Annotated in this window: 24 protein-coding genes and 1 pseudogene; 11 read left to right on the top strand and 14 right to left on the bottom strand. The window is 67.6% G+C overall.

Annotation, left to right across the window (positions count from 1 at the left end; genetic code table 11):
* Positions 1–136: 136 nt before the first annotated feature.
* Positions 137–379: a hypothetical protein gene (locus tag ACFLIM_RS25245; RefSeq protein WP_393169403.1), complete on the bottom strand. Its 243-nt coding sequence runs from the start codon at positions 377–379 to the stop codon at positions 137–139.
* A gap of 8 nt (positions 380–387) precedes the next feature.
* Between ACFLIM_RS25245 and ACFLIM_RS25240 the strand changes: the two genes are divergently transcribed.
* A complete protein-coding gene (locus ACFLIM_RS25240) occupies positions 388–1,020 on the top strand; it encodes a GNAT family N-acetyltransferase (protein WP_393169401.1) in 633 nt (210 codons plus the stop codon).
* An 81-nt stretch (positions 1,021–1,101) separates the two neighbouring features.
* Here ACFLIM_RS25240 and ACFLIM_RS25235 read toward each other — a convergent pair whose 3' ends face one another.
* Positions 1,102–1,734 carry a TetR/AcrR family transcriptional regulator gene (locus ACFLIM_RS25235; protein ID WP_393169439.1) on the bottom strand — a complete coding sequence of 211 codons (633 nt, stop codon included), beginning with the start codon at positions 1,732–1,734 and terminating at the stop codon, positions 1,102–1,104.
* Between the two features lie 134 nt (positions 1,735–1,868).
* On the opposite strand from ACFLIM_RS25235, the gene ACFLIM_RS25230 reads away from it, so the two are divergent.
* The 6 genes from ACFLIM_RS25230 (at position 1,869) to ACFLIM_RS25205 (ending at position 8,165) form a co-directional block, all read left to right on the top strand.
* Positions 1,869–2,729, top strand: coding sequence for an SDR family oxidoreductase (locus tag ACFLIM_RS25230; protein WP_393169399.1), 861 nt, complete (start codon positions 1,869–1,871; stop codon positions 2,727–2,729).
* A 263-nt stretch (positions 2,730–2,992) separates the two neighbouring features.
* A complete protein-coding gene (locus ACFLIM_RS25225; protein WP_393169397.1) occupies positions 2,993–3,400 on the top strand; it encodes a hypothetical protein in 408 nt (135 codons plus the stop codon).
* 181 nt (positions 3,401–3,581) lie between these two features.
* The gene (locus tag ACFLIM_RS25220) at positions 3,582–5,462 is read left to right on the top strand and encodes a CocE/NonD family hydrolase (RefSeq protein WP_393169395.1); all 1,881 of its coding nucleotides are present in this window, start codon (positions 3,582–3,584) and stop codon (positions 5,460–5,462) included.
* Between the two features lie 112 nt (positions 5,463–5,574).
* A complete protein-coding gene (locus ACFLIM_RS25215; protein WP_393169393.1) occupies positions 5,575–5,946 on the top strand; it encodes a hypothetical protein in 372 nt (123 codons plus the stop codon).
* Positions 5,946–7,478 (top strand): FAD-dependent monooxygenase, encoded by a 1,533-nt coding sequence (locus tag ACFLIM_RS25210; RefSeq protein ID WP_393169392.1) that lies wholly within the window; start codon positions 5,946–5,948, stop codon positions 7,476–7,478. Before ACFLIM_RS25215 ends, ACFLIM_RS25210 begins: the two co-directional genes overlap by 1 nt.
* A 105-nt stretch (positions 7,479–7,583) precedes the next feature.
* Positions 7,584–8,165 (top strand): VOC family protein, encoded by a 582-nt coding sequence (locus tag ACFLIM_RS25205; RefSeq protein WP_393169390.1) that lies wholly within the window; start codon positions 7,584–7,586, stop codon positions 8,163–8,165.
* Here ACFLIM_RS25205 and ACFLIM_RS50365 read toward each other — a convergent pair.
* The 3 genes and pseudogenes from ACFLIM_RS50365 to ACFLIM_RS25190 all read right to left on the bottom strand — a co-directional run.
* Positions 8,162–8,302, bottom strand: a pseudogene (locus ACFLIM_RS50365) (IS982 family transposase); the annotation flags it as partial. The gene ACFLIM_RS25205 and the pseudogene ACFLIM_RS50365 overlap by 4 nt on opposite strands.
* 439 nt (positions 8,303–8,741) lie before the next feature.
* Positions 8,742–8,966, bottom strand: coding sequence for a hypothetical protein (locus tag ACFLIM_RS25195; RefSeq protein ID WP_393169386.1), 225 nt, complete (start codon positions 8,964–8,966; stop codon positions 8,742–8,744).
* A 66-nt stretch (positions 8,967–9,032) separates the two neighbouring features.
* A complete protein-coding gene (locus ACFLIM_RS25190; RefSeq protein ID WP_393169384.1) occupies positions 9,033–9,764 on the bottom strand; it encodes a GNAT family N-acetyltransferase in 732 nt (243 codons plus the stop codon).
* A gap of 291 nt (positions 9,765–10,055) precedes the next feature.
* Between ACFLIM_RS25190 and ACFLIM_RS25185 the strand changes: the two genes are divergently transcribed.
* Together ACFLIM_RS25185 and ACFLIM_RS25180 are read left to right on the top strand one after the other, a co-directional pair.
* Complete coding sequence (locus tag ACFLIM_RS25185; protein ID WP_393169437.1) at positions 10,056–10,724, top strand: helix-turn-helix domain-containing protein; 669 nt, start codon at positions 10,056–10,058, stop codon at positions 10,722–10,724.
* 460 nt (positions 10,725–11,184) lie between these two features.
* Positions 11,185–11,403 (top strand): EF-hand domain-containing protein, encoded by a 219-nt coding sequence (locus ACFLIM_RS25180; RefSeq protein WP_393169382.1) that lies wholly within the window; start codon positions 11,185–11,187, stop codon positions 11,401–11,403.
* A 621-nt stretch (positions 11,404–12,024) separates the two neighbouring features.
* Here the strand turns inward: ACFLIM_RS25180 and ACFLIM_RS25175 are convergent.
* The 9 genes from ACFLIM_RS25175 to ACFLIM_RS25135 form a co-directional block, all read right to left on the bottom strand.
* Positions 12,025–12,537, bottom strand: coding sequence for a hypothetical protein (locus tag ACFLIM_RS25175; protein WP_393169380.1), 513 nt, complete (start codon positions 12,535–12,537; stop codon positions 12,025–12,027).
* On the bottom strand, positions 12,534–12,887 hold the full coding sequence (locus ACFLIM_RS25170) for a hypothetical protein (RefSeq protein ID WP_393169379.1): 354 nt from the start codon (positions 12,885–12,887) through the stop codon (positions 12,534–12,536). Before ACFLIM_RS25170 ends, ACFLIM_RS25175 begins: the two co-directional genes overlap by 4 nt.
* Before the next feature lie 53 nt (positions 12,888–12,940).
* A complete protein-coding gene (locus ACFLIM_RS25165) occupies positions 12,941–13,327 on the bottom strand; it encodes a hypothetical protein (protein WP_393169377.1) in 387 nt (128 codons plus the stop codon).
* A 124-nt stretch (positions 13,328–13,451) separates the two neighbouring features.
* Positions 13,452–13,682: a hypothetical protein gene (locus ACFLIM_RS25160; RefSeq protein ID WP_393169375.1), complete on the bottom strand. Its 231-nt coding sequence runs from the start codon at positions 13,680–13,682 to the stop codon at positions 13,452–13,454.
* Between the two features lie 60 nt (positions 13,683–13,742).
* Positions 13,743–14,525, bottom strand: coding sequence for a phosphotransferase (locus tag ACFLIM_RS25155; RefSeq protein ID WP_393169373.1), 783 nt, complete (start codon positions 14,523–14,525; stop codon positions 13,743–13,745).
* Positions 14,522–15,322, bottom strand: a complete 801-nt coding sequence (locus ACFLIM_RS25150; RefSeq protein ID WP_393169371.1) for a class I SAM-dependent methyltransferase — start codon at positions 15,320–15,322, stop codon at positions 14,522–14,524. The genes ACFLIM_RS25155 and ACFLIM_RS25150 overlap by 4 nt, the downstream gene beginning before the upstream one ends.
* 29 nt (positions 15,323–15,351) lie before the next feature.
* Entirely contained in the window at positions 15,352–15,861 is a 510-nt protein-coding gene (locus tag ACFLIM_RS25145; protein WP_393169370.1) for a topology modulation protein, read from the bottom strand.
* A gap of 56 nt (positions 15,862–15,917) precedes the next feature.
* Positions 15,918–16,748 (bottom strand): radical SAM protein, encoded by an 831-nt coding sequence (locus ACFLIM_RS25140; protein ID WP_393169368.1) that lies wholly within the window; start codon positions 16,746–16,748, stop codon positions 15,918–15,920.
* A complete protein-coding gene (locus ACFLIM_RS25135) occupies positions 16,745–17,596 on the bottom strand; it encodes a hypothetical protein (protein WP_393169366.1) in 852 nt (283 codons plus the stop codon). The genes ACFLIM_RS25140 and ACFLIM_RS25135 overlap by 4 nt, the downstream gene beginning before the upstream one ends.
* A 496-nt stretch (positions 17,597–18,092) precedes the next feature.
* On the opposite strand from ACFLIM_RS25135, the gene ACFLIM_RS25130 reads away from it, so the two are divergent.
* A complete protein-coding gene (locus ACFLIM_RS25130; protein WP_393169364.1) occupies positions 18,093–19,898 on the top strand; it encodes a hypothetical protein in 1,806 nt (601 codons plus the stop codon).
* On the top strand, positions 19,895–20,311 hold the full coding sequence (locus ACFLIM_RS25125; protein ID WP_393169362.1) for a hypothetical protein: 417 nt from the start codon (positions 19,895–19,897) through the stop codon (positions 20,309–20,311). The genes ACFLIM_RS25130 and ACFLIM_RS25125 overlap by 4 nt, the downstream gene beginning before the upstream one ends.
* Positions 20,312–20,432 lie beyond the last annotated feature (121 nt).

The raw sequence follows: 20,432 nt of genomic DNA, 5'->3' as shown, positions 1-20,432 counted from the left end.
CAGCAGGGCGGTACCGGAGGCCGCTGTCCTCCGCTGCTCCTCCAGCCCACCGCTGACCCCCTCACGGGCGTCCTCGATCCAGCTGACTCACCCTCGTGCTCGCCGTCGACCATGCGGCGGCGTGTCAGCGGCCGCGTCAGGATGGCAACGGCCCGGTATCAAAGCGGTCGGCGATGGTGGCTGCCATGCACGATTCAGCGATTGCAGCCTCGGGCTGCGACAAGCATACGAAGACAAGATCGTGCTCGATGGCATCTAGCTGGATGTCCGGTGGGGAAGTCGAGCCGGAGCATAAGCGCCACGGGCTCACCAGGCCCAACTCGCCGCGGCCATAGGCGTCAAGCCGGGACAGGTCTTGAAGATCGAACACTGTAGACAAGGAGATTGATGATGGGACACAGCGGCGGCGTCTCCGAAACGGGGCTGCGCAGGCTGCGTGAGGGGCTAGCGCGGTATGTCGATTTCGGGAAGATTCCCGGGCTGGTGGCCCTGGTCGGCCGGGGCGGCCAGACGCACGTGGAAGCGATCGGGACGATGCGTCATGACGGTGGTGCGCCGATGCTCCGGGACACGATCTTCCGGATGGCTTCCACGTCCAAGCCGGTCACTATGGCGGCGGCGATGGTCCTGCTCGATGAGTGCCGGCTGCGGCTGGATGACCCGGTCGATGAGTGGCTGCCGGAACTGGCCGACCGCGGTGACCTCCTGCTGACCGTGGCCGCACTGCACGGGAACGTGATGGCCGGTTTCACCGAGATCCTCATCCGGGCCGGTGAGCAGCGGCGGGCGCTGCAGTACGACACCGCGGTGGTGCCCAAGCACCGCGGGCACGGGCTCGGCAGATGGTTGAAGGCCGCGATGGTGGGGCGGCTGCGGGCCGAGCAGCCCGGGCATCACCGAGATCGAGACGGACAACGCCCAGGACAACGTCCACATGCTCCCGTCAATCAGCACCTCGGCTTCCGCGAGCATCGCCGCAGCCACGAGTACCAGCTGGACGTGCAAGCAGGGATGAGATGACCGCCGAGAACCGGGCCGTACCATCACCTTCGGAGGTCCCCTGACCCCGACCACTCGATGATCGAACAAGATCGAGAGAACTCAAGGAAGGCTTCGCAAGCCTTCCCGACGCGGACGCAGACCGTTGAGAGCGGTCTCGACGATGCTGTCGGCATAGTCGGGGGTGAGCGCTCCGCTGCGCTGGAGCCATCGGTTGAGCAGTGGTCCCCAAAGCATGTCCACGGCCACGTCGAGGTTGAGGCCCCCGGCCAGCTGCCCTGCCCGCTGGGCGCTGCGCAGTCGTTGTTTCTTCAGCTCTCTCATCGGGCCGTCCAGTCGTTCCGCGTAGAGTGCGGCGAGCGCCGGATCATGGGTGATCTCCGTGTTCAGGGCGCGCATCGGCTCGTCGTAGCGCGGATCGTTGAGTTCTTCGATCGTGGCTCGGAGCACTGTCTTCAGGTCTGCCTCCAGATCACCGGTGTCGGGCAGGGCACTCCCTTCGCCGTCTGGTCGCTCGCTGAGCATGAGGAAGGCATCGAAGAGGACCGCCCCCTTGGAGGGCCACCAGCGGTAGATCGTCTGCTTGCCGACACCGGCCCGTGCCGCGATGCCCTCGATGCTCAGCCTGGCGTATCCCACCTCCTGCACCAGCTCGAATGCCGCGGTGAGGATGGCCCGCCGGGAGACCTCGTTCCGGCGCGTCGTAGTGGAGAGGGGCTTGCGCTGTGTCGTCATGCCGTCGAATCTAACAAAGAACGAGACGAGACGGTCCGTCTTGACCTGGGAAAGAGAAGCCGCTACCGTCATCACTCGTCGAGTCGAGACGGATCGTCTCGACTGGATACGTGCAACCGATTGGAATTCTGCATATGCATACCCCGCCGACCGTCTCTTCCCGCACCTGGTTCATCACGGGAGCCAGCCGCGGCCTGGGCCGTGCGTTCGCTCTCGCCGCGCTGGAGGGCGGCGATCACGTGGCCGCAGCCGCCCGCACCATCACGCGACAGGACTTCGACGACCGGTACGGAGACCGAGTCCTTGCCCTTCCCCTGGACGTGACCGACCGCGACGCGGTGTTCACCGCCGTCAACACCGCCGTCGAGCACTTCGGCCGGCTCGACATCGTGGTGAACAATGCCGGGACCATGTCCTCGGGCATGGTGGAGGAATTCACCGAGGCCGAGGCACGCGCCCAACTGGAGGTCAATCTCTTCGGGGCGATGTGGGTCTGCCAGGCCGTCCTGCCGCACCTGCGTACCCAGGCATCCGGTCACATCGTGCAGGTCTCCAGCATTGCCGCCCTGGGCGGCTTCCCGAGCACCGGCCTGTACAGCGCGAGCAAGTTCGCGCTGGAGGGCATGAGCGAAGCACTGGCGATGGAGGCCGCGCCGTTCGGCGTCAAGCTCAGCATCGTTCAGCCCGGCGGCTACTGGACCGACCTGTACACCAGCATGACGACGACGTCGCCTTTGGCGGAGTACGACCCGTTGCGCGCCGAGCTGGAAAAGCAGTGGGCCGAGGGCTCGATCGACAGCGAGCCGCGTCTGGCCGCCGAGGCACTGCTGAAGCTGGTCGACAGCGAAGACCCGCCGCTGCGGCTGCTACTCGGCAGCATGGTCTACGACCTGGCCTTCGACATCTCCCGCCGGCGGATGGAGACCTGGGCCGCCTGGGAGCAGGTCAGCCGCGCCGCCGAACACGCCGTACCCGCCCCCGAAACCGCCGGTTGACCGGCGGACCGGTGTCACGCGCCCGGTACGCCCGCGCCTGACATGCCCGCCCTCAACCCACGACACCCGACGCGGAGCCCTGGTGGGCGAACCGACGACCGTTTCCGCGACGTTTGGTCTTGGTCCTGTCTGCCTCAGGCCGGGGCCGCCCTCCCGCAGGCGGCTCAACCTGGGCAATCTCGATACCCCGGGCACCAGAAGGACCGCATTCCACCATCCATCCGTTCAACTGCGTTTCGTACATATTCAAGGAGCACACCACCATGTCCATCACCCTGACCGAGCAGGACCAGCTCACCCTGCGCACCGCCGCTTACGGCGCCGTCACGCTGCTGGCCGCCGCCGATGCCGCCGGCAAGCCCCACAGGATCGCCACCAACGGCTCCATCGCCCTGTACTCCGCCACCGGCCTGGTCGGGCACGTGCTCGCTGACAAGTCAACGGGCGTGAACCTGAACGGCAAGTCCGTAGCCGCAATCGCCGACCATGTGCTACCGGCCCTGACGGCAGCCATGAGTCTGCTCAAGGAGCAGGATCCGGTAGAGGCCGACAACTTCCGCAGCACCGTCATCGTCGCCGTCGAAGCAGCCGCCCGCACCCACCAGGGCGAGCCCAGCCCCACCCTGGCCGACATGACCCGCAAGATCACCGAAGCCCTCGACGCCGCTTGAGGGCATGCCGACCCGCGCAGCTACAGCTTGTCACGCGGTCCTGTCCGGACCCCGTGACACGGCGGCGTGGCGGGTCGGGGAGGGGGCGAACCCCGCCGGGGCGGCCAAGCGCTGTGCCGGGCCATGCCCGGCGGATTCGACCTCGATGACTTCGCCATCGACACCGCTAGAAGGGGTACACATGTCAATCTCGCAGCGGCGAGGGTCCTTCGCCGCGGTCGCACTCGCGACCGCGCTCGTGGTCGTGGTCGCCAATGCTCCCGCCGCATCCGCGACGGCGAAGTCGGCGATCGAAGTCTCCGGCGGGCTGACGCAGCCCGTCTTCTCCTACCAAGACGCGATCCGCGAGCACGTCCGGGTGCAGTCGCCGGTCGACAGCGACGGCGACGGCAAGAAGGACCTGGTCCGGGTGGACATCATCCGCCCGAAAGAGTCCGGTTCCGGGCTCAAAGTCCCGGTGATCATGCACCAGAGCCCGTATTACGACCAACCGGGCGTCGGCTTCGAGCTGGATCACAAGAAGTACGACGCGGACGGGAACCTGACGAAGTTTCCGCTCTTCTACGACAACTACTTCGTGCCGCGCGGGTACGCGTTCGTGTCCGTCGACATGGCCGGTACCAGGTTGTCGGACGGCTGCCCGACCTCCGGCGGTCCGTCCGACGTGCTGGGCGGCAAGGCGGTCATCGACTGGCTGAACGGCCGGGCGACCGCCTACGACGCCAAGGGCGCCGCGGTGAAAGCCTCCTGGACTACCGGACGCACCGGGATGATCGGCCATTCGTACGAGGGATCGCTCGCCATCGGCGTCGCCGGCACCGGCGTGCGGGGGCTGGAGACCATCGTGCCGCTCGCGGGCCCCAGCAGCTGGTACGGAATGTGGCGCGCGAACGGCACCCTCACGGATTTCAAGGGTGGGCAGGAATGGTTGGCCGAACTGGTCGACGAGGACCCGGACGAGAAATGCGGGGCGGTGCACCAGCGCATGAGCGAGGGCTCGGATGACGCCACCGGCAACTACAACGCCTACTGGCACGAGCTCGACTACCGGACCGGGCCGGTGTCGAAGGTGCGCAACGTGCGCGCCAGTGTCTTCTCGGTGGTGGGGATGCAGGATCGGAACGTGATGGCCGACCAGTTCTCCACGTGGTGGGCCGGGCTGCCCCGCACGGTGCAGCGCAAGGTGTGGGTGACGCAGTACGGGCACCTCGACCCGTTCTGGGCCCGCCGCGAGGTGTGGGTCAACACCCTGCACCAGTGGTTCGACCACGAACTGATGGGCATCGCCAACGACATCATGCGCCAGCCCCGCGCCGACGTGCAGCTCGGCCCCGACCGCTGGATCACCCAGGCCGACTGGCCGGCACCGACCCGGACGCGGACCTTGCGACCGCAGCAGGACGGCTCACTCGCCGGCGCGCCCTCGAAGGGAAGCGGCAGCTATCTCGACACCAAGCAGACCGAGATCGCGATGGCCGGCGACCCCGCCACCTCCAACCCCAACCGGCTGGCCTTCCTGACCCCGCCGCTGAACAATGCGCTGCGGCTGTCCGGAACGCCGTCGGTGAGCCTGCGCCTGAAGCTGGACAAGCCGACCGCCAACCTGGGCGTCATGCTCGTCGACTACGGCACCGACACCCGCATCCACGGCGTCGACCCCAACAAGGGGCAGGGCCTCAAGCTCATCGACGGCGAAGACTGCGTCGGCCAGAGCACGGCAGATGACGACGGCTGCTACCAAAGGGCTGCCGACAACACGGTGACCTCCGGCTTCCAGGTGGTCACCCGAGGTATCATGGACGCGCAGAACCACAGGTCGCTGAGCCACCCGACCCCGCTGATGCCGGGCAAGGCGTACCAGATCACCTGGAAGATGCTGCCGCAGGACTACGAGTTCAAGGCCGGGCACCGGCTCGGCCTGGTGCTGACCGGAACCAACGCCGATCTCGGCGAGCCCGCCCTCGGCGACGCCGAGACCGGCACCGGGACCAAGGTCACCGTCGACCTGGCCGGCACGTCAGTCTCGCTGCCGCTGGTCACCGGTACGCCCCGCGGGAAATAGCCCGATCGATCTGCACGTACGGCCGGCTTCGCCACCGGGCGTGTCATCCGCGTCCCGGCCGGCATCGCCCACGGCAACCGGGGCCGGGGCCGGCCACAGCCCCGACCCGAACGTGGAGGTGGTCGCTCGCGACCCCGTGAAGGACGTCAGGCAGCTCAAGACGGAGACCGGCAAGGGCATCCAGCTCGTGGGCGGAGCCGAGCCGGCCGGCGCCCTTCACCACATCAAGGTGAACCCGGTCACCGCTGCGACAGGCATCCCGCTGGTCGCGGGCAAGAACGGCGCCGGCCGGCGCCGCTTCGCCTTGACCGACCACATGATCCCCGACAGCGGAGTGGCCATCCTCACCTACAGAACCGCCCCAGCGCCACCGCCTGACGAGACGTCGCAACAATCGTCAGCCAAGGCCAGAACCTACCGAAATGGGAGTAACAAAATGCGTGTGTTGTTGTCGACGAAAAACCGCGAGGGGAGTGGCCAGTAATGGACGCCGATGTGATCATTGTGGGTGCCGGCCCGACCGGGCTCATGCTGGCTGCCGAACTGCGTCTGGCAGGTGTGCGGCCGCTGGTGCTGGAGCGGCAGCCGCAGCGCCGCGAGACCCCGAAGGCCGGTGGTCTCGGCGGGCAGATCCTGGAGCTGCTGCGCTACCGAGGCCTGCTGGAACGCTTCGAAGCAGCCTGCACCGACCCTGCCCCAGCTCCCCGCTTCCCGTTCGGCGGCGTGCATCTGGACTTCACCCAGCTGGCCGATCCGCCGATGCACGCCCTGCCGCTGCCGCAGCAGCTGCTCGAGCGGCTGCTCGACGAACGCGCCGGCGAGCTCGATGTCGACATCCGCCGCGGACACGCGGTGACCGGGGTGAGCCAGGACGCCGCCGCGGTGACCGTGGACGTGCGCGGCCCGGACGGGCCGTACCAGGTGATCGCCCACTACCTCGTGGGATGCGACGGCGCACGCAGCCGGGTCCGCGACTGGGCCGGCATCGGCTTCCCCGGCACCACTTATCCGGAGGTCAACCGGCTGGCCCAGGTCACCCTGCCCGACACGGTGACCGTACTCGGCAGCGGCGGCCTCGACGTCCCCGGCTTCGGTGCGATCCGCGCGGGTTTCACCCGTACCGATCACGGTTTGTTCGGCATCGGAGCATCGCCTGACTCCCAGGTCGTCTCCCTCTACACCATCGAAGACGAGACCACCGAGTACGACGACGACACCCCGATGACCGTCACCGAACTCCAAGACAGCCTCCACCGCGTGCTCGGCGTGCACCTGCCCGTGGCAGAGGCGATCCGGCTGTCGCGGTTCACCTTCAAGGCCCGCCAGGCCGAGCGATACCGCCACGGGCGGATCCTGCTGGCCGGTGATGCGGCGCATCTGTTCCCGGCCACTGGGGTGGCACTCAATGCCGGCATGCTGGACGCGGTCAATCTGGCCTGGAAGCTGGCCGCCGATCTCCACGGCCACGCGCCGGCCGGCCTGCTGGACACCTACCACGACGAACGCCACCTCGCCGGCGCCCGCACCATGCTGCACACCCGAGCTCAGGTCGCATTGCGGCGCGGGCATGATGCGGCCGCCGAGGCGCTGCGGCAAGTCTTCCAGGAACTGCTCGCCGACGAGCAGCCGCTGCGCCGCATGGGCGCGCTGGTCGCCGGCACCGACATCTGCTACCCGATGCCCGGCCCCAACCACCACGCGCTGGCCGGCACCTTCGCCCCCGACCTCACCCTGCACACCGACCAGGGCGTCACCAGCGTCGCCGACCTCCTGCACCCCGCCCGGCCCATTCTCCTCGACCTCGCCGACCGTCCGGAACTGCGCGAGATCGCCCGCGATTGGGGGCAGCGCGTGGATATCCACACCGCCAAGACCGACCAGCGACCGGCCGACGCCCTGCTGATCCGCCCCGACGCCCACATCGCCTGGGCCGTACCCATCGACGAATCCGCCGACAGCGCCACGCCCGCGCTGCGACAAGCACTCTCGGGCTGGTTCGGCACGCCCCTGAGGTGAGCCAAGCATCGGCCGGATGCAAGACAGGCGGCCTGACCGCGCCCGGCGATATGGGGCGGGGCCACCTGCTTAGCAGTTAGATGGTCGATACACGGCCTCCGGCCGATGCGACCGACCCGCAAGGGCGAACCGAAGCGGCCCGGAGCCGAGCTGTTCAGACCACTGCGGCAGGTCATTGAGTCGGTCAACGAGACCTTCAAGGGCCAGTTCAACCTCGAACAGCACCACAGCACCACAGCCGCACACCCGTCCGCACTGCCTGGGGGAGTAATGACCAGTAGGTTCACCGAGTTGGTTGTCGACTGCCACGATCCGGAGCGCCTCGCGGCCTTCTGGTGCGCGGTCCTGGACTTCAAGGTGATCGACCGGAGCGAGGGCAAGGTCGAGATCGGCTCCTGGGAGCCGACCGTCGAGGAGGTCCGGGCCCGCCAGATGCCGCCCACCCTGATGTTCATCCGGGTGCCCGAGGGCAAGACCGTGAAGAACCGGCTCCACCTCGACGTCAGCCCGATCGACGGCAGTACCGACGACGAGGTGGCCAGGCTGCTCGGCCTCGGCGCCGCCAAGATAGACGTGGGCCAGGGCCCCGGCTGGAGCTGGGTGGCCATGGCCGACCCCGAGGGCAACGAATTCGATGTCGTGCGCACCCTGGCACCGTCCAACTACATGATCGGTCCCAAGGGTTAGTGGTCGTAGGCGGTCAGTGAGCGCAGGACGGGCTGTCCGCTCTGGTCGTTGTGCCAGATGGCGGTGGTCAGCGTGAGGATGCGCTGTATGACGCGGGCGACGACGCCGGCGGGTGTGCGGCCGTGGTGCCGTAGCAACCGGATCACCTTCACCCCCGCCACCCGCGCCGAGCAGGTTCGCCACGCCCTGACGATGCGGCTGCGGGTGCTCCTCGGCAACGCACGGCTGAGCCAGCTCCTGGGAGGAGCAAGCAGATGCGCCTGCGCAATGAGGCCTTAGCCGCCGCCTGACCCGCCACGACAATCTGAGGTGACCTCGCGACGGCACCCACGACCCGTCCCCGCTCAAGGCCCAGCACCGTCCACGCGCTGATCAGCTCATCCTGCTCCCATTCGGTACGCATCACGGAGCTCCCCTCCGGTCGATGGCCATGAACAGCCCGTTCATAGTCGAGAAGGCCGAGGTGGTTACCGCGAGGTATGCACTATTGAGATCGCTACGTTCTGAAACTGATAGCTAACTCTTCGCATTACGCGCGAGCGATCCGCAGGACTCGTAGGGGTGGCGGCTCGCCAGCTATAGGAGGTCCAGGCCGTGTCGTCGGTCACCGGGCCGGCGGCCCGGCAGGTCGGGCACAGGCGGGTCACGGTCGCCGACTCGCTGGCGGTCATGCTCCCACCCCCGAGCGGGGTAGCGCGCAGGTACGGGTGCGCCATCCTGCCCCGCTTCGTCGTGCAGGGCCTCGATGAGGAGCAACGCCACCATCACGTCCTCCTCCAAACCGTCGTTCAGAACTTTCACAAACGCCTCCTGATAAACAGACGCCCAAAGCTCCAAACGTTGACAACGGGCGCACGGCGAACTCGGTTACCCGCCGCGGTGCACGCTGCCTGGCTGGAAACGGCGGAAGAAGAAGCGCTCGTCGGCGCCGGGCAGGATGCTGGAATGAACGCCGAAGACCATCCACATGTCCATCGGCGCTCTGGCCTCCATCACGTCGAAGCCCTGGCAGCGGTAGAAGGCGCTCAGCCCGGGCGTGGGCGGCATCGCGCCGTACAGCAGCAGGTCGCCGCAGTGGACGTAGATCTGCTGGCAGCGCTTGAGCAGCGCCGCGCCGATCCCGCGGCGGCGTTCGGTCTCGGCCACCGCCACCGCCTTGATCTTCGCCAGGCCGATCGCACCGAGCATCACCACCCGCCGCTGCGCTTCGGTCGGATCAGCGCGAGCCGGAATGACCTGCAGGTGATCGTCGGCCACGTTGAGGGGCGGGTAGGCGATCAGCGTGCCGACGATCCCGCGGTCGCGATGCTCGGCGACCAGCACCAGCGCGGCGTGCAGATATGCCTGCAGCGGATCGTCGAAGTGGCGGGCGAACTGCTCGGCCAGATGCCGATGGAAGGCGCCGGCGCCGCCGCGCAACCCGCTGCGCAGGGCGGCGCCCGCGATGTCGGCCGTCACCGCCTCCCGTAGCACGTCCTCGATCCGGACGCCGGCCAACGGGACCAGTTCGGCCATGGCCGGCAGGTCACCGGCCCGGGCCTGCCGGATCCGAACACCGGCGGCGTCGGACCAGCCGTTGATCAAAGCCTTCTCGCTCAAGGCCTCGGGCTTCTTGCGTGCCCTCAACCGGCTCCCCTTGCTCACCGCGTCGCCCTTCAGACGTCTGTTGCCGCAACCCTGCCGGAAGGTCTCGGCCGTTCTCACTCGCCTGGAGCGAGATCCGGCAGGGTGTGGGTGGGCATGGGCCGTACCGCGATGCCCGGCCCGTCGAACCGCTCGGCCCTGTGATGTGCCAATACTCGTACAGGGCTGTTGACCTGCGGTTTATCCTCGCTACACGTGTGCTTCCGCTTGCTGTATCTGATCTTCGTTCGGGGTGTGCGCTGGCTGATGTTGCCAGCTCGCAGCGACGCCTCCAAGGAAGCGGAGATCCTCGTACTTCGGCATGAGGTGTCGGTACTGCGCCGTCAGGTCGCTCATCCCAGGCCTGACTGGGCCGACCGAACGATCCTGGCCGCGCTCATCCGGCACCTTCCACGGCGGCTCCGGGGGCATCGGATCGTGACGCCGGGCACTTTGCTGGCCTGGCATCGCAGGCTGGTCCGCCGACATTGTAGGCATCCGAACAACACGGGTCGGCCGCCGATACCTGACGATGTGCGTGAGCTGGTCATACGCTTGGCGAAGGAGAATCCCCGATGGGGGTATCGAAGGATTCAGGGTGAGCTGGCCGGGCTGGGGCATCGCGTGGGAGAGGGGACGATCCGCCGGATCCTGGCCGCGGCCGGGGTCGGCCCGGCGCCACGCAGGGACTCACCGACCTGGCGACAGTTCATGGTCTCCCAGTCCTGTGGCCTGGTACAGCGCCGAGTTGTTGGCCCGAAAGAGCTCTGCACCCCACAGGAGAGGAACGCCGCACGTCATCTGCACCAACAGGAGGGACCCGACCACCAAGGCAGTCCAACGGTGAATGGCCGCGAAAGATCAACGAACCGGCTCTGGACGCCGACCGCGGCCTCCCTTGGTTCCAACCTTCGCCGTTGGCGTGGGCGCGGGTGAGCTCTGGGGGGTACCAGCATCAGTCCCGGCGACGATCTTGCCTTGATCGTCGCCGAGGCCATCACCGATTCGGCCCGGTCCGCCGCCTATATTCTGCATGTCCCATAGGAGACACCGCAGCGGTCAAATCCGTCTATGCCCGGGTACTGCTTATCGTCTGAGATCCTAGACATTTTACCTTTCCCATGCTTTCCACCAGGAGGTGACCCGCGCAGGCAGCCGCCCATGGCCGTCTTCGACCCTGGCGAGCGCAGGTTGTCCAGATAGGTGCGGTACGGGTTCCGGATCGGGTCCACCCGCACCACGGAGTCGCCGGCGAGCAGCTCCCCGCCAACGGGGACGACGCGGGCGGGCAACCGGTCAGTGGTCGTCACAGGTTTCTCCTCGCGCGGGGTACAAGCTCGTGCTTCGATGTTGCTTTGTCCGTACATCGCATGAATCGCATGATGAGAGGTCACCCATGCCAGATCTTGACGACCCGACCGCCACGTTCCAGAAGTTCGACAGCGACGGGGACGGATACATCACCCGCGAGGAGTTCGCGCTCGCCATGAACGCGCTTGGCGAGGAGGTCACCGCCGCTGAGCTCGACTCGATCTTCCATGCCTCGGACCAGCGCGATGGGGACGCGGACGCGCGCATCTCGTTGGCGGAGTTCCTGGTGGCCTGGAACAAGTGACGGCGCGCCTGCCGGTCGTAAACGATCAACCGGTTGCCCCGGCAGGCCAGCACTCGGTAGTCCGGCGCACTCCGCCTGAGACCTGCCGTCTCAGCCCGCCCACCAGGTCTCGCGCGTGCGCGCGCGTTAGCCTCCCGAAACTCCCGGGGCAGGGTCTGACCTTTGGTCAAAGGGTCCTGGGTGGTGGGGGTCATGAGGGTCTCCGTGGGGTCATGGCGGCGATGTGGACGCCGTAGGCGAGTACGCAGGCTGCTCGGACTACTGGGGTCGTCTCGCGCTCCATGGCGGGGCGGATGAGGGTTCCGCAGGTGCAGGTGATGTTGCCGGTGTCGCGGTCCATTGCTTCGGGTGCGTGGAGGAAGGTGGTGCCGTCTGGGGTGACCGTGGGGGCGTGTCTGGGGCAGACGTTGGTGCCGCCGAGGTGTCCTCTCTGGAGCGCCAGCCTGGCTCCAGTTCGCCGGTCTCGTACATGTCGATGACGTCGTATGACTTTGGGGCAACCTGCGGCGACGCAGCGGCGGATACCGGGCGGCGCGATGGTGATCTTGTTGAGGGCGGCGTTGATCGCGGTGGTGCGGTACTGGAGGGGGTTGGAGCCGTCTGCGCGGAGGACCTGGCCGGCTAACCAGATGTCGCCTGGCGGGTATTCGCTTGGGCCTGCGTCGCGAGGTACATAGCGAGAGGGCGGACGCGTTGGGGGGAGGCGCCGGCGGGGATGTAGACGAGGCGGCCGGGCTGGAGTTCGTCGAGTGTGGGCGTGGTCAGTCCGTATCGCACGTTCTCGTGGGTTCGTTCGGGGTGTCCCGCTGACAGGGAGCAGATGATTTCGCCGGGGTATGGCGGCCCCGGGGAGTCCCACGCTTCGCACGAGGGGCCGCCCTGGCGGGCGGACTCCTCCTGGTCTTCCAGGTCACGCTGGAGGTCCTCTGCCGCTTGGGCTTCGGCGCGGTATTTGGCCCAGGCCCGTTTCGCGCTGGCGGAGCGGCGTTCGCGGGTGGCGGCCCGCTTGGCGACCTGCTCCGGGGACGCCAGATGCGCCTCACGTTCCTGCCTCTGCTGCTCGGAGAAGGCTTCGACGGCGCGGATGATCCCGGCCATCATGTCGCCGGGTGGGGGCGGGGATGCTTCGCTCACTGCCGCTCCTTTGCATGGTTCTGGGCCTCCTGGGCGTCGATGTGCTGCCTGACGGCGTCGTCCTTCGGCGGGGTGGGGCAGTAGTGCTCGTTGAACGGCGTGACGGGGATCGTGTCTACTCGTCCGGCGTGGCGTATGTCTGTGGTCAGTCGGACACTGCGGGTGCAGCCGCAGGGCAGTTGCCAGAGGACCACGCCGATCCCTGCTCCGGAGGTGGCGAGTTGGTCGGCGTGTTCGGCGATGAGGGCGACGTGGGCGTGGTCGAGCACGGTTGCGTGGGTGGCGCCAAGGTCGGTGACGGCGCGGATGGCTCGGCGGGGGATGCCGAGGGCGGCGATGGCGTCCTTCATGCGCTTCGTTCCGGGGTTGCATGGTGGGCTCCGGGTCGGCCGGGGCGGCTGAACTATTCGGGTTCGACCTGGCCGCTGGCGAGGAGGGCGATGGGGCCTCCGGGGTCGGCGAGTTGGTAGATGGCGGCCAGGCGTTCGATCAGGATGGAGGATTCGTCCGGAGCCCGGAGTTCCACGGAGTTGATCGTGTAGGCGGCGGTGATGCAGAGCTGCTCGTCGTCCGCCCAATAGCCGTCGTTCTTGGGCAGGGTGATCGCGGTGGCCATGGGGTGGAAGCCGTAGCGCTCCACTGCGACGTCGGGGCGGATGCGCCACTTCAGGTACGGGCGGCCGTTGGGGATGTTGAGCCGCTGCCACGCGGGGTACTCGTCGAGGTATGCGGTAAGGGTGGCGCGGTCGGCGTCGAAGGGGACGAGCGCGGGGGCGTTGCTGTGGGTCACGTCGTGCTTTCTTCCGGTGGTCGCATGGGGACCATATGGGCGATTAGTTCCTGGAATCTTTCATTCCAGCTACTAATGCTGTGGGGCTTGTGAGGACGTTGAGACGAGCGATTGCCTACAGATTTCAGGCGTTGTCGAGGCGTCGCCGCACGCCGTCTACGAAGTCGGCGGGGGCGGTCAGGTAGATGGGCGTCCCGTGGGTGTCAGTGCCGATGGAGACGCGGGGGTTGGCGGCGCTCGCAGCGGCGTTGCGGCGCTGGTTCCGGCGAGTGAGGAAGACGAAGAGAAGCGTGGCCGCCTTGATCGTCAGGGTGATGGCGATGGTGGCGATCTGGAGTAGCGGCGATGGTGTCACGCTCCTGGTTGTGCACGATCACGCAGACCACGTTGCGCCTGTTCATGACGGCGGCGTTCGTCACGGTGCGGGCTCCTTCCCTCCGCGGCGCAGGAGGTGTTCGGTGATCCAGGCCGGTCGGACGGTGTGCCAGCCGAACCGGTATCCGTTGGTCCCCATGTACGGCGTGGTCAGGATGTGGTGGAACTCGGTCCATGTCGCGAACTGGCGGGCAGAGCACCGCCTCAGCTCTCGGTCTCGCAGGCGGCGGTTGTAGGTATCCACGGCCTGCCGGACGATGTCCCCTGGGAGGGGGCCCACGGTCATGGCGGTGGTGACGATGAGCTTGGCCAGGTCGTATCCGAAGGGCGCCAGAGTGAGGGAGTCGAAATCGACTACGGCGATGGCGGTGCCGGTGATGAGGAAGTTGCGCGGGTTGGCGTCCTTGTAGAAGGCGGCCGGTAGGTCGGCTGCTTCCTGAAACCAGGCGTCGGCCGCCTCAGGAGTGAGTAGGGATTGCGGTATCGCGCCGGAGGCGAGCAGTTCATGAAGGCGCTCGCGGCGGCCTTGGGCGAAGGCGGCGATGGTGATACCGCTCATAGTGTGGGGTTTGTCCAGGTGGGCCCCGTGGAGTGCGCGAGTGTAGGCGGCCGCGTGCTGGCGGCCGAGTAGGTCAGCCAGGGGCAGCAGATCGCCAGGGCCGACGTGTCGTCCCGGTAGATGCTCGAAGTCGATCTCGGTGGAGCGGACATCGACGATTGCTGGAATGCGGATGCCGGGGATGGCGTGCGCGATCCACCGGTAGTGGTCCTGGGCCGTCTGCCGGACCTGGGTGCCGGCGTACGTCTTGGTGAAGACCTTCATGGCCGCGTGGCCACAACGTAGGTGACGGTGGAGGTGGTTTCGAGCGGGCCGTTGCCGATGGTGGTTTTCAGCTGTCCGGCGATCTCGGCGGGGGTGCCGGGAAGCTGGAATCTGGGGGTGGTGGCGGCGTAGGCGGCGATATGGTCGGCGTCGGCGAAGCGGAAGTGGTGCTCGTCGTGGATGACTTGCTGCACGTGAAGAGAAGTGGCGACGATGTCGGCCTGGTTGTCGCTGTGGAAGGTCTCATACAAGCTCGGCCGGTTCCCAGCGTCGAGGTCCAGGCCGCTGGTGGCGATCACCTCGCTGAGGGTTTGGTAGCTGTCGGCGGACTTGGTGACCGTGATCGACATCCCGCCGGGGACTAGGCAGCGGGCGATCTCGGCGATGGCCGTGGCCGGATGGGGCGAGTGGTAGAGGCAGAACGCGGCCACGATCACCATGGCGCTAGCGTCGGCGAGCCCGATGGCATGGAAGTCGCCTTGCAGAAACTCCACACCTGCGTGTCCGGCGAGCCGATGTTCCGCGTCGGCCAGCAGGGCCGCGGACTGGTCGAAGGCGATCAGCCGGGGCGGGGCGAGCCGCCTGGCCAAGGCGAGGGTGCTGGTGCCCCTCCCGCAACCGATGTCCACAACGGTGCCTCGAGGTCCAGCGGAGGCGAGATCGGCGATGACGGTAGCGGGGTGGCGGCCGCTGATCTTGGCTCGCCTGAGCGCGCTGGTGCGCTGGGCGATGCGGGCGGCATCGCCGTATAGAGCGTCGCGGATGCAGTCGGGGTCGAGGAACGGGTTGGCGATCATGGGGCCTTCCCGGTGCAGAGGGGATTAGGTCATGTCTGGTCGGCGACCGTGGTCAGGAAGCGGCGAGCGGCCCGGCGGCTGGTCAGGGTGACGATGCGGGCCTGGGTGGCGTGCTCGGCGATGAGTGCCCGGACTCTGGGCCGCATCTGGCGCCGGTAGCCGAGGACGTAGCGGATGAAGCCCCAGTGGATGCGGTCGTAGACGCCCTGTTCGGTGTGCTGGCCGCCGCGGTAGCGCAGGCGGCGCTGGAGGATGCCCCACAGGCACACGAGTGGGGGGATATCGAGGAAGACCACGGTGTCGGCGCTCGCCAAGCGGATGGGCAAGGTGGAGGCGAAGTTGCCGTCGATCACCCATTGGGGTTCGGCGACGAGCTTCTCTTGGATCGCGGCGAATTCCTCCGGCGGCAGTGGCTTCCAGTCGGCGTCGTAGTAGATGCCGTCGAGGTGGGTCATGGGGGCGTCGATGAGGGCGGCGAGCTGGCGTCCCAGGGTGGTCTTGCCGCTGCCGCCACAGCCGATGATGGCGATCCTCTGCATGTCGTCACAGGTTACCGAGGTGGGAGACGGGCGGAGTCGAGGCTGCATCGTGTCGTTCATGCGGTGACCAGGGCGGCGCTGTCGAAGTCGAAACGGACAGCGCGGCCAGGACCGGCGACTTCCGCGCAGGACAGGTAGACCCGGCCATCGGGTGAGATCTCCAGTTTTTCGATGACGTCGCTGGGCGGTGGGCATCGCTCCGGCAGGAGGATGTCGGTGTTCACCGACAGGGGCGCCAAGTCCATCGCGGTCAGCTGCTCGTGCAGGTGCTGAGTCTGGTCCCAGGTGACTGGCGTGACGCCGTTGGTGGCGGCGTTGCCGACCGGGCGGACCCGGTGCAGGGTGAGATCGCGGGCGCCCAGATCCCGCAACCGCTCGGCTAGCGCGGGCACAGTCCCGATGTTGTCCGCGGTAAGGGTGCAGGTGGCACCGATCGACGTGCGCTGGGCGGCCCAGGTCAAGGTGTCGAACGCCGCGTCGAAGGAACCGGGGCGGCGAATGCGGTCGTGGATCTGTGCCGTGCCGCCGTCCAGGGACACCCGCAGCATGTCCAGGTGATTGGCGCATCGTGTCAGCATCGCCCGGCGTTTGTAGCCGTTGGTGCAGATCTCGGTCCGATAGCCGAGCAAGCGAGCGGCGCCCAGCACCGTCGGTAGCCCCTCGAACAGCAGCGGCTCGCCGCCCAGCAGGCACACCCAGTGGCAATCGAAGGCAGTCTGGAAGTAGGCGAGAGCAGCGCTGGCCTGCTCGATGGTCACGGTGTCGGGCCGCTTGAGGTCCTCGCCGTGGTAGCAGATGGTGCACGAGAAGTTGCAGCGGAACAGTAGCTCCAGGTACAGCTTGTCCACTCGCTTGATACCGGGCAGGACGGACATCGGGGTGTTCATACGAAGCCTCCTTCGAGGAGCAGCTGCGGGATGGGACGGCCGGCCAGGACAGCCGAGATGGTGCGGATCTGGTGAGAGAGCCGGAACGGGTCCAGCCGCTTGACGCATCCAGCGATCAGGTCAGCGTGGGTCCTGCTCCTGGCGATACGGGTCAGTGTCGTGAGGGTGGTTATGAGCTCGTGTGCGTCCGCGATGATCAGCTCACGTGGTGCCACGATGTCGGCCGAGCGCAGGCTGGCAGGAACAAGAGGAAGGCACCCGGCGAGGACGGCCTCGAACAACCGTTGAGTGAACTGGCCGCTGCATGCGTACCGGTCGGGTGCCAGCAGCACCGTCGCCACTGACGAGCGGTAGGTGGGGCCGACTTCGGTGAAGGGGATGCGGCCGGTGAAGTTCACGTGGGGCCAGCGGGCGGTGTCGGTCCATTTGCCGGCCACCCGGTGGGCGACGCGGGCGGCGGCTGGCGCGAAGTAGGTCGTGAAAGCGGTATCGCGGCCGTACTGGTTGCCGATGTAGATCAGCGGCAGCGGCCGGTGCTCTGCCGCCAGCGCGGCGGGGTCGGCCTGGTCGATGGCGTCGTCGGCGATCGGGAACAGCAGGCTCACCGCGCCCGGCGAGGGATGTAGTGCCGCCTCGCACACGGTGACGTGCCCGAGGCTCCGCAGCCTGTCATCGGGCGGCAGTTGCTGGTCTTTGTCCCACAGCACGGTTCGGATGGAGAGTCGGTGGGTGTAGTGGTCGAGAAGCTCCTGCTGCCGGTGCAGGTCACAAGTGTGAGTGGCCGCGCCGCATGGGGTGGTGTTGCGGCCGGGGATGGGCCAGCGCCATTCGAGGAACAGGGCGTCCACTGCGGGGAACCCGGCATCCCACGTGTAGGAGGCGGTCAGGTCGGTGTCCGCCTCGTTCAGGTCGCGGTTGGCCTGGAGGAAGACGATCTCGTGCCCAGCGCGTCAGCGACGCCGACCACACCGTTGTCCGCCTCCTGGTGAAGAAGGATCTCGCTCCGTGACTAGCCTCGCCGTCGAGAACGACCCGTATGTCCTGGACCTACCTGGCTCGGACACCCTCGTGGTGCTGTCCCAGTGGATCAGCCGCGGGAACACACACCCGAACTCCCGCTACGGCGATCCCACCTGGTCTCTGGCTCCGCTCGTCGACAATCCCAGCACCAGCCTGCGCAAGATCCATTGGAAGCACTGCCCGGCACCCCTGCTCGGCCAGGTGAAGTTGGCGGCCTGGACGATGATCAACGGTCGGCTCCGGCCCACCTATCTCCAGGACCGAGGAGGCCAGGCCCGGCCTCGGACGTCCGCCGCAGACATGCGGGAGACCTGCAGCACATGGTTGTGGCTGGCGCGCTGGCTGCATGAACGCCGGATCACCAGTCTCGCCGACTGCACCGAAGATGTGTGGCGGGCCTACCTTGCCGAGCGTTGGCAGGGTGGTGTGTCCCGCGACCACGCGAAAAGGGTTTGCACCTATTTGACGGACCTGTGGGCATTCGACCATCTCAGTGCCCAGCCCGCGGGCATCTCCCGGCCGCCGTGGGACACCGAGGGGGTCGACGACTTCCTCCCCGCGGCCGACGGCTCAGCTCGCGGGGAGAACAACACGGAGCCGCTGGACCCGCATGTCCTCGGTCCGTTGCTGGTCTGGGCGATCCGGTTCGTCGACGACTTCGCCGACGACATCCTCGCGGCCTGGGCTGAGAGGCGTCGCATGTTCACCGTCGCCGAAGCCAACCAGGCCACACCGGAGGGCCGGGCAGCTCTCGCGGAGTTCCTCATGCCTCGCGTCCGGTCGGGCCAGGCGCTTCCTGCTGTCCGGTGGCAAGGCCAGCCGAGGCTGGCCCGCACCTACGTCTCCGCCCTCACCGGCGCAAGCCTCAGGCAGGTCGAATGGTTCAACGACCACCACCAGTTCCCCGCCCAGGTCGCCGAGCGGCCGGGGCCGTGTCCTTTGGGGGTGCCGGTTACCGGCCGGATTGGCGATAAGCCCTGGCGCGAGCACATGGACTTCGACGAGGTCGCCGAGCTGATGCGACATCTCGGCACCGCTGCCGCAATCACCTGTTGCTATTTGACCGGCATGCGTCCGCAGGAGATGCAGGGTTTGCGGTCCGGCTGCTGCCCCGACCCCGAGCCGGCAACTGACGGCACACCCGGACGGCATCTGATTCGCAGCCGGCACTACAAGAACGTCGCCGACAACGACGGCAACCACATCTCCGCAGGTGACGAACGCGAGGTTCCGTGGGTCGCCATCACCCCGGTCGTCCGCGCGATCCGTGTCCTGGAGCGTATGGTCCCCGAAGGAGAGCTTCTGTTCAGTGCCGCTCACCACGACTTCACCGCGCAGCGTGGTCACCACGGAGCGCTGAAGAACGGCGCGTTGAACCACCGGATCGATGACTTCGTGGCCTGGGTGAACCGCGAGGCCGAGGGCCAGGGTATGCCGGAGCAGATCGTTCCCGAGGACTCGCACGGGGCGATCGGAATGTCCAGGTTCAGGCGAAGCCTGGCCTGGCATATCGCCCGGCGGCCGGGCGGACTGATCGCGCTCGCGATCCAGTACGGCCACATGCGCACCGTCCTGGACGCCCGGGTCTCCAGCGGTTACGGATCCCGCAGCCGCGGGGGAATGCATTCCGTCCTCGACGTCGAGACCGCTCTCGCGGCGGCCGACACTGCGGCGAAGCTCCGCGACCAGGCCGCGGCCGGGGAGAAGATCTCCGGCCCTGCCGCCCGCCGGGCTCTGACCGCCGCCGCTGACACCCCGCGGTTCGAGGGGCGGATCGTCCCCGCGACGTTCGCGAGGAAGGCTGCCAAGTTCCTCGCCCGGGATGGCGTGGTCCTGTTCGACAACCCGGACGCGATGCTGATCTGCGCGTTCAAGCGGGACAACGCGCTCTGTGAGCCTGCCCCGGGAGCGAACGCGCCGAGGCAGCACGACTGCCGGCCCGGTTGCGGGAACGCCGTCCGCACCGACACCCACGCCCGTCTCCTGCGCGAGCGCGCGGACGAGATCGACCAGCTCGCCGACGCCTCACCAGGTCCGCTCAGTCGACGGCTCAGGGCGAACGCCGAGCGAGCCCGCGCCATTGCCGACACCCACGACGCCACCGCCCAGACCGCGAAGGCCCTCACATGACCACACAGCCCCGGCACGACGACGAGCGGACCCGCATCCGCGAGGCGATGGACCGGCTCCTCGCTGGGCAGCCCATCGCCTCTGACGGGAGTCTCACCGTCAAGACTCTCGCCGCCGAGGCCGGCGTGCACCGCATGGCCCTCATGAAACGGCATGCCGATCTGAAGAACCACTTCTACGAACGCGTCCGGAATGAGACCCCGCAAGTCCCCGAATCCGAGAGGAAACTGCGGGAAACCGTCACCCAGCTCAAGACAACCATCAAGAACCAGAAAGCCGAAATCGAAGAACTCCGCCAGCAGGTCACCCGACTCACCCTCGCCAGCGCCGTTCTCACCCAAAGGAAGGAGACCCTGCCACCGCCCACCCTGGACGGTGACAATGTCATCGCGTTCCGCCCACCCATCACATAACCGCCACAGCGAAGGAGCCGCCGCAAGCAGGCGCCTCCAGGCAAGCCGCTGGGCGGGCCCGGGCGGAGGCCCTCGGCGCTAATGCCTCGGCCGGTCCGTCCGCTACTCGTGGACGGACCGG

It is taken from the genome of Nonomuraea marmarensis, from assembly GCF_043197025.1.
Classification (GTDB): domain Bacteria; phylum Actinomycetota; class Actinomycetes; order Streptosporangiales; family Streptosporangiaceae; genus Nonomuraea; species Nonomuraea marmarensis.
Note: the sequence above shows the minus strand (reverse complement) of the source record. Positions and strands in the feature narration are given on the sequence as shown.